The sequence below is a fragment of the Acidimicrobiales bacterium genome, from assembly GCA_035540975.1.
Lineage (GTDB): Bacteria > Actinomycetota > Acidimicrobiia > Acidimicrobiales.
On record DATLFN010000087.1, the window covers coordinates 1 to 5,784 of the forward strand.

Annotated in this window: 6 protein-coding genes; 5 read left to right on the plus strand and 1 reads right to left on the minus strand. The window is 73.7% G+C overall.

What is annotated here, in order from left to right:
• The 4 genes from VM242_09750 to VM242_09765 form a co-directional block, all read left to right on the plus strand.
• Positions 1–863, plus strand: an 863-nt coding sequence (locus tag VM242_09750; GenBank protein ID HVM05446.1) for an ABC transporter permease, incomplete at its 5' end; no start/stop codon positions are given.
• 35 nt (positions 864–898) lie between these two features.
• Positions 899–2,551 carry an ABC transporter substrate-binding protein gene (locus tag VM242_09755; protein HVM05447.1) on the plus strand — a complete coding sequence of 551 codons (1,653 nt, stop codon included), beginning with the start codon at positions 899–901 and terminating at the stop codon, positions 2,549–2,551.
• 5 nt (positions 2,552–2,556) lie between these two features.
• Positions 2,557–3,321: a hypothetical protein gene (locus VM242_09760; GenBank protein HVM05448.1), complete on the plus strand. Its 765-nt coding sequence runs from the start codon at positions 2,557–2,559 to the stop codon at positions 3,319–3,321.
• 130 nt (positions 3,322–3,451) lie between these two features.
• Positions 3,452–3,979, plus strand: a complete 528-nt coding sequence (locus tag VM242_09765; GenBank protein ID HVM05449.1) for a GNAT family protein — start codon at positions 3,452–3,454, stop codon at positions 3,977–3,979.
• Between the two features lie 34 nt (positions 3,980–4,013).
• On the opposite strand, the gene VM242_09770 is transcribed toward VM242_09765, so the two are convergent.
• On the minus strand, positions 4,014–5,036 hold the full coding sequence (locus VM242_09770; protein HVM05450.1) for a hypothetical protein: 1,023 nt from the start codon (positions 5,034–5,036) through the stop codon (positions 4,014–4,016).
• A gap of 451 nt (positions 5,037–5,487) precedes the next feature.
• On the opposite strand from VM242_09770, the gene VM242_09775 reads away from it, so the two are divergent.
• On the plus strand, positions 5,488–5,784 hold a 297-nt coding region (locus VM242_09775; protein ID HVM05451.1), incomplete at its 3' end, for a hypothetical protein.

Consider the following 5,784-nt stretch of genomic DNA (forward strand, 5'->3'; position numbering starts at 1 on the left):
CCCCCGCACCCGGCGGCGCCGCCCGCCGCCCGCCGTCGGTCCTGCGCTCGCCCCTGATGGTCATCGGCCTGATGGTGCTCGGGGTGCTCGTGCTCGTGGCCGTCTTCGCGCCGCTGCTCGCCGCCCACGACCCCAGGGCCATCACGGGGGACGCCCTGGAGCGGCCCTCGGCCCGCCACCGGCTGGGCACCGACGTGCCCGGTCGCGACATCTTCGCCCAGCTCGTGCACGGGGCCCGGACCTCGCTCGTGGTCGCCGTGGCGGGCGGGGGGCTCGCCGTCGCCGGCGGGATAGTGGTCGGCGTGCTCCCCGCCCTGCTCGGGGCGGTGGCCGACACCGTCTCCAACCGCCTGATCGTCTTCCTGCTCGCCCTGCCGGGGCTCCCGCTCCTGGTGCTCGTCGCCTCGCTGGCCGGCACCACCCTGCCCGCCGTCGTCGCGGTCATCGCCTTCGCCGGGGTGGCGCCCAACGCCCGGGTGCTGCGGGGCCAGGCCCTGTCCCTTCGCCAGCGCGGCTTCATCGGCGCCGCCCGGGGGTTCGGCGCCGGGCCGCTCTACGTCCTGCGCCGCCACCTCGTGCCCGGGCTGGCGCCGCTCATACTCGTGGGGTTCGTCCAGTGGGCGGGCGTCGCCGTGGGCCTCGAGGCCGGCCTCGCCTTCCTCGGCCTGGGCGACCCGAGCGGCATCAGCTGGGGCCTGATGATCAACCGGGCGCTGAGCGAGCCGGGCATCTACTTCAGCGCCATGTGGACCTGGTGGGTCCTGCCCGCCGGGCTGGCCGTCACCGTCACGGTCGTGGCCTTCACCTTCGTGGGGGTGGCCCTCGAGCCCGCCTTCAACCCCCGCTGGCTGCGATCGTCGTGACGGGCGCCGCTCCCTCGCCGCTCGGCCCCGTGACGATGGACCGCCGCCGGTTCCTCGCCGCCTGCCTGGGAGGGGTCGGCGCCCTCGCCCTCGGCGGGTGCAGCCCGGGCTCGGGTTCGGCGGGGGCGCGCACCCTGCGCCTCCCCGGGGGCGCCATCGGGTTCCCGTCCCCGTTCGCCGCCAACGCCGGTCCCGGGTACCAGCAGATGGTGCTCGTGTACGACACGCTGCTGTGGAAGGACGGGAGCGGGCAGCTGCTGCCCTGGTTGGCCAGCGGCCACGACGTGTCCGCCGACCACCTCACCCACACGTTCCGCCTGCGACCGGACGTGACGTGGAGCGACGGGCGCCCCCTCACCGCCCACGACGTGGCCTTCACCTTCGGGTACTACGCCGAGCAGGAGGTGCTCCCGCCGCCCGTGCTCGTCCAGCCGCCGGCGGGCATCGCCGACGTGCGGGCGGTCGACGACGCCACGGTCACGGTCACCCTGGAGAAGCCGCTCGTCACCTTCTCCGAGCAGGTGGCGGGTGCGGTGCCGATCATCCCCGGGCACGTGTGGTCGTCGATCGACGATCCGGCCGCCGCCCTCGACCTCGACGTGCTGGTCGGGTCGGGGCCGTACCGGCTCCGGTCGTACGCCGGCGACGGCGGGCCCATGCTGTTCACGGCCAGGCAGGACCACTTCCTCGGCCCCCCACACGTCACGCGGGTCGAGTACGAAGCGGTCGAGGACCAGTTCGCCGCGCTGCTGGGCGGTGGGACCGACGTGGCGCGCGGGACGGGGCTGCGCGACGACGTCCTCGCCCCCTTCGCCGGGGACGGCGGGTTCGGCACCGTCACCGAACGGGGGGCGTCGGCGCGCGCGCTGTACTGGAACCTGGGCCGGGAGGGGGCGCTGGCCGACGTCCGCTTCCGGCGGGCCTGCGCCATGGCCGTCGACCGCGCCGCCCTGGTGAGCCGCCTGGCCGCCGGCCGCGGGCTGCCCGGGAACCCGGGCTTCCTCAGCCCGGCCAACCCCTGGTTCGCCCCCGTCCGACAGTACGAGCTCGACCTCCCGGGCGCCGCCGCCCTGCTCGACGGGGCCGGCTACCTCGCCGGCGAAGGCGGCGTCCGGCGGGACGCGGCGGGGCGGCCCCTCCGCTTCGAGCTGCTGATCGACGCCGCCGAGGCGCCGCTGGCCGAGGTCCTGGCGGAGGCCCTCGGTCGCATCGGCGTCGACCTGCGGACGAAGGCGGTGCAGATCGGGCCCCAGCTCTTCGGGACCAAGCTGACCGGCGGGTACGACATGGCGGTGCTTCCCTACCCGGGGCCCGTCCCCGGAGGGCCCAACAGCGATCCCGACCTGCTCCGCCTGCTCTTCTCGTCGGAGGCGGGACCGTCGCTCATGGGGGCCACCACGTACGCCAACCGGGCCTTCGACGACCTGGCCGAGAGGCAGCGGACGGCCTTCGTCCATGCCGAGAGGAAGGCCATGGTGGCGGAGATGCAGAGCATCGTGGCCGACGACCTCCCGGTGCTCGTGCTGTACTACCCCGACACGTCGATCGTGTTCCGCAAGCGGGCCCTCGACGTCTGGTACTTCACCCCGGGGCAGTTCCCCGTCCAGGAGGAGAACAAGCACCTCTTCGTCACCGGGCGGAAGGCGGGCGTCGCGCCTCATCCCGACTCGGCGCCCGGGAAAGGCTGACCCCGATGCTCATCCGCCGTGCCGTCGCCGCGCTCGCCGCCACCGTCCTCCTGGCCGCCGCCTGCGGCGACCAGGACGGGGAGGAGGCCGCGCCCGCCACCACGAGCTCCACCGTCGCCGCCTCCACCACCACGACCGGGGCGACCACCACCACGACCGTGGCGACCACGACCACGACCGTGGCGACCGATCCCGCCCTCGTCGCCAGGGCCGAGGCCGCCGTGCTCCGGGCGGGCGACTTCCCGCCCGACGCCGGCCGCTGGGAGGCCGAGCCGCCCGAGGAGGGCCTCGACCTCGAGATCGTCTGGCGGGACATCGTGCAGTGCCTCGCCGTCGACGCGGGGCCGCCGCTGGCCTCGGCCACGTCGCCGACGTTCCGGCGCGACCTGGCGACCCAGGTCCGCACCACCGTCGAGCACCGCAGCGAGCAGTCGGCGATGATGCTGGCCGACGCCCTGGCCGGCCCCCGCTACCCGGAGTGCGCCCGCAACGCGTTCGCGGCCGACGCCGACCGCAGCAAGCCGGAGGGCGCCACCCCCGGGCCGGTGCAGGTGTCGCCGCTCCCGGTGGCCCAGCGGGGGCAGCGGACCGTCGCCTCCCGCGTCAACCTGACCATGAACCTGGACGACCTCCAGGTCCCCATCTTCCAGGACCTCATCGTGGTGTTCGACGCCGGCAGGGTGGTCCGCCTGCTGTTCCTCAATCCCGGCGGCGCCTTCCCCGAGAACCTCCGGGCCTCCCTCACCGACAAGGTGCTCGCACGCGCCTGAGGAGCACCACCCCGCCGCCCGGCGGCTCCTCGGACCTCGTCGGGCGAGGCGTCGGTCCGGGGCTTCGCTAGTGTGCCGGCGCGGCACCGCTCCCCGCCGCACCGCACGACCGACACGGGCGGAGGAGGCCATGATCACACGGGGCAGGGTCCGTCTCCGCTCGGTGCGGCGCGACGACCTGCCCGCGCTGTGGGCCCTGTTCGGGGACGACCTCGAGCTCCAGTCTCTGGTGTCGGACCGCCCGCCCACGCCCCGCTCCTTCGAGCGGCTGGCGGGCCAGTACGAGGACGAGCTCCGGCACGAGCCGCGGCCCACCTTCGTCGTCGAGGCCGACGGCGATGTGGTGGGGCGGTGCGAGCTGCACTCGGTCGACCAGTACTCGCGGCGGTGCGAGGTCGGCATCGCCCTCGGGCGCGAGCACCGGGGGAAGGGGTACGGGCAGGAGGCGGTCCGGGCCCTGGTCGAGTACGCCTTCCGACACCTCAACATGAACCGGGTGTGGCTCCAGGTGCTGGCCCACGACGCTCGCGCCGTCGCCGCGTACCGGAGGGCGGGCTTCGTCGAGGAAGGGCGCCTGCGCGGGCACGCCTGGCACGACGGGCGCTACCGCGACGTCCTGGTCATGGCGGTGCTGCGCGACGAGCCGCCCGCCGGCTGACCCGGCGCGCCGGGCGCCGGGTCAGCCGGGCCCGTCACAGGCGGTTGCGCTCCGCCTCCTCGGTGAAGGCGACGCACTGGCCCTGGTTCTTGAACCGCTCGAAGGTGGCGGTGTTGTACCGGCGCCAGCCCTCCTGCTTGCACTCGTCCTTCGAGGTGGGCGTGAGGCGGCCCCAGTCGCAGCGCCCGTCGAAGACGCCGGGCGGGTTGAACGTGAGCCGGGTGATCCCCGTCCCGTCGACGTTCATCACGTACACGTCGAAGTTGCCCGGCTCGAGCGTGTCACCGGTGTAGGTGATCCTGGTGCCGTCGGGTGACCACACCGGGAAGAACTCGGAGGTCGGCGTGGCGGTGACCTGCGTGACGCCGGTGCCGTCGGCGTTCATCGTGAAGATGTCCAGGTTGCCCGTCCGGCGGCTGTGGAACGTGATCTTCGTCCCGTCCGGGGACCACATGGGGTGGGCGTCCTCGCCCGCCGAGTTGGTGAGCCGGGTGGGGTTGCTCCCGTCGGCGTTCATGACGTAGATCTCGAAGTCGCCGCCGTCCCGGTTCGAGGTGAAGGCGATCCTGGTCCCGTCCGGCGACCACGACGGCAGCGAGTCCTGGAAGTTGTTGTTGGTGAGCCGAACCTGGTCGGTCCCGTCGGCGTTCATCGTGAAGATCTCGAGGGCGCTGTGCCCGGGGCCGGGGACGGCCGGGGGGAACCGGGCGCTGTGGAAGGCGATCCTGGTCCCGTCGGGCGACCAGCTGGTGCCCCGGTCCTCGGCCGGCCCGTTGAAGGTCAGCCGGGTGACGCCGGTGCCGTCGGCGTTCATGACGTAGACCTCCGACCCGCCGTCGCGGAAGCTCTCGAAGGCGATCTTGGTGCCGTCGGGGGAGACCGAGGGGTCGCCGTCGCGCAGCGGGTGGTCGGTGAGGACCTGGTCGCCGGTCCCGTCGGGGTTGATGGAGAAGACCTCGGGGTTGCGGGGGTCGCCGCGGCCGCCCTCGCACACGATCCTCCCGTTGGCGCCGGGGACCACCGCACCGGCGCTCGACGACAGCGCGGGCGCCGCCAACGCCGACGCGACCGCAATCGCGAACGCCGCGCCACGAGCGCGCCGCCCGCAGATCCTGACCCGTGCCTGTGCCATCGACTTCCCCTCCCTGCCCCGGGGACGGCCGTCCCTCGCGCCCGGCCGCCGAATCTAGGAGAGCCGGTCGCGGCGCGCAATAGGTGTGCTGCGTCGATAGCGCCCAGTGGCGGCGGCATAGTGGCGTCGCTCCGCTGCCCGTACAACCCGAAATATGTGCCTTCCCGTTGCACACCCCCGGGAAGCCGCGTTAGGTTTCGGAGCTAGACACACCAGCCGGCGTCGGTGATGGGCCGCCGCGACCGGTTTCGCCGGCATTTTGGGGCATGTCGGCAATCATCGGCGTAGGCGGATCAAGGCAATGCCCGGGCGGCTGTTCGCCGTTCCCGGGTAGCGGTGCTGTGCACATATCTCGGACAGCGAAAGGTTGGGACTCGTGAAGCTTCGCAAGGCAATCGGACTGGTGGCCGCCGGCGGGCTCGTGCTGGCCGGCACCGTCACCATCACCCCGGCGGCGGCCGACCACATCGGGTGCGGCGCCGTCATCACCCGGAGCGTGACGCTGGACAGCGACGTGGGGCCCTGTCCTGGCGACGGGCTGATCATCAGGGCGAGCAACATCACCGTCGACCTCGGCGGCCACCGGGTGTTCGCCGCCACCCCGAACGGCCCGCTGGAGAACGTCGGCATCCGACTCGGCATGGTGAGCGGCGTCACCGTGCAGAACGGCACG

Excerpts from the sequence above, each read along its gene's own strand:
- VM242_09755 (HVM05447.1), top strand. The coding sequence starts at position 899 with ATGGACCGCCGCCGGTTCCTCGCCGCCTGCCTGGGAGGGGTCGGCGCC.
- VM242_09760 (HVM05448.1), top strand. The coding sequence starts at position 2,557 with ATGCTCATCCGCCGTGCCGTCGCCGCGCTCGCCGCCACCGTCCTCCTG.
- VM242_09765 (HVM05449.1), top strand. The coding sequence starts at position 3,452 with ATGATCACACGGGGCAGGGTCCGTCTCCGCTCGGTGCGGCGCGACGAC.